The sequence below is a fragment of the Streptomyces sp. NPDC050448 genome, assembly GCF_040655295.1.
Classification (GTDB): domain Bacteria; phylum Actinomycetota; class Actinomycetes; order Streptomycetales; family Streptomycetaceae; genus Streptomyces.
This window is the reverse complement of sequence record NZ_JBFAJR010000104.1, coordinates 2250-3894: the sequence shown is the minus strand read 5'-3', so window position 1 is coordinate 3894 and position 1645 is coordinate 2250. Positions and strand designations below refer to the sequence as shown.

The 1645-nt window shown below is 70.9% G+C and carries 1 protein-coding gene; it reads right to left on the bottom strand.

From position 1 onward, the window contains the following. On the bottom strand, positions 1–1645 hold a 1645-nt coding region (locus AB0I68_RS38800), incomplete at both ends, for a type I polyketide synthase (protein WP_363182156.1).

The window sequence follows — 1645 nt, the reverse complement described above, 5'->3', positions numbered from 1 at the left end:
CATCCGCGAACACCGGGTAGGCGTCGTACAGCTCACGGCCCATCCCAAGACGCTGGCTGCCCTGCCCGGTGAACAGGAAGGCGGTCTTCCCGCCCACCGGCGAGCCCTCGATCACACCCGCTGCGGAGTGGCCCTCCGCGAGCGCGGCCAGCCCGGCCAGCAGACCCTCGCGGTCCGCAGCCACCACAGCCGCCCGGTCCTCGAACAAAGCCCGGCCGGAAGCCAGCGACCACGCCACATCCACCGGACGCAGCTCGGGCGCGCCCAGCAGATACGACTGGAGCTGACGAGCCTGCGCCCGCACAGCCTCCCCGCCCTTGGCAGACAGCACCCAGGCCGCCATCGGAACGACCGTCTCGCCCTGCTGGACCACCGCTGCCGCGACCGGCGGCTGTTCGATGATCGTGTGCGCGTTCGTACCGCTGATACCGAACGAGGAGATACCCGCACGACGCGCCCGGCCGGTCTCCGGCCACGCCACCGCCTCCGTCAGCAAGCTGACATCGCCCGCCTCCCAGTCGATCTGCGCCGACGGCGCATCCACATGGAGAGTCTTGGGAAGCACCCCGTGCCGCATCGCCATGATCATCTTGATCACACCCGCCACACCGGCCGCGGCCTGCGTGTGACCGATGTTCGACTTGATCGACCCCAACAGCAGCGGCTGACCCTCCAGCCGCTCCTGCCCGTAGGTCGCCAGCAGCGCCTGCGCCTCGATCGGGTCACCCAGCCGCGTGCCCGTGCCGTGCGCCTCCACCGCATCCACATCCGCAGCCGACAGACCCGCCCCGGCCAGGGCCTCGCGGATCACCCGCTGCTGGGAGGGGCCGTTCGGGGCCGTGAGGCCGTTGCTGGCGCCGTCCTGGTTGACGGCCGAGCCACGTACGACAGCGAGGATCGGGTGGCCATGACGGACGGCGTCGGACCGGCGCTCGACGAGGAGCATGCCCGCGCCCTCGGCCCAGCCGGTGCCGTCCGCCGCGTCCGCGAAGGACTTGCACCGGCCGTCGACGGCCAGACCGCGCTGGCGGCTGAAGTCGACGAACGTCTCCGGGGTGGCCATGATCGCGACACCGCCGGCGAGGGCCATGTCGCATTCGCCGTTGCGCAGCGCCTGGATCGCCCAGTGCAGCGCGACAAGGGACGACGAGCACGCCGTATCGACCGTGACCGCCGGACCCTCCAGGCCGAAGGTGTAGGCGATCCGGCCGGAGGCGATGCTGCCCGCGTTGCCGGTGCCGAGGTAGCCCTCCACCCCTTCAGGCAACTCGTCGCCGCCACCGGCACCTTCGCCGTTGCCGTAGCCGCTCGCGTAGTCGTGGTACATCACCCCGGCGAAGACGCCGGTACGGCTGCCCCGCATCGAGGTCGGGTCGATCCCGGCCCGCTCGAAGGCCTCCCAGGAAGTCTCCAGCAGCAGACGCTGCTGCGGGTCCATCGCGAGCGCCTCACGCGGCGAGATCCCGAAGAACGCCGCATCGAACTCGGCCGCCTCGTGCAGGAAACCACCCTCACGCGTATACGACGTCCCCGCACGATCCGGATCCGGGTGATACAGCGCCTCGACGTCCCAGCCACGATCCGTCGGGAACGTGGTGATCCCGTCGGCACCGGTCGCGACGAGCTGCCACAGGTCCTCGGGGGT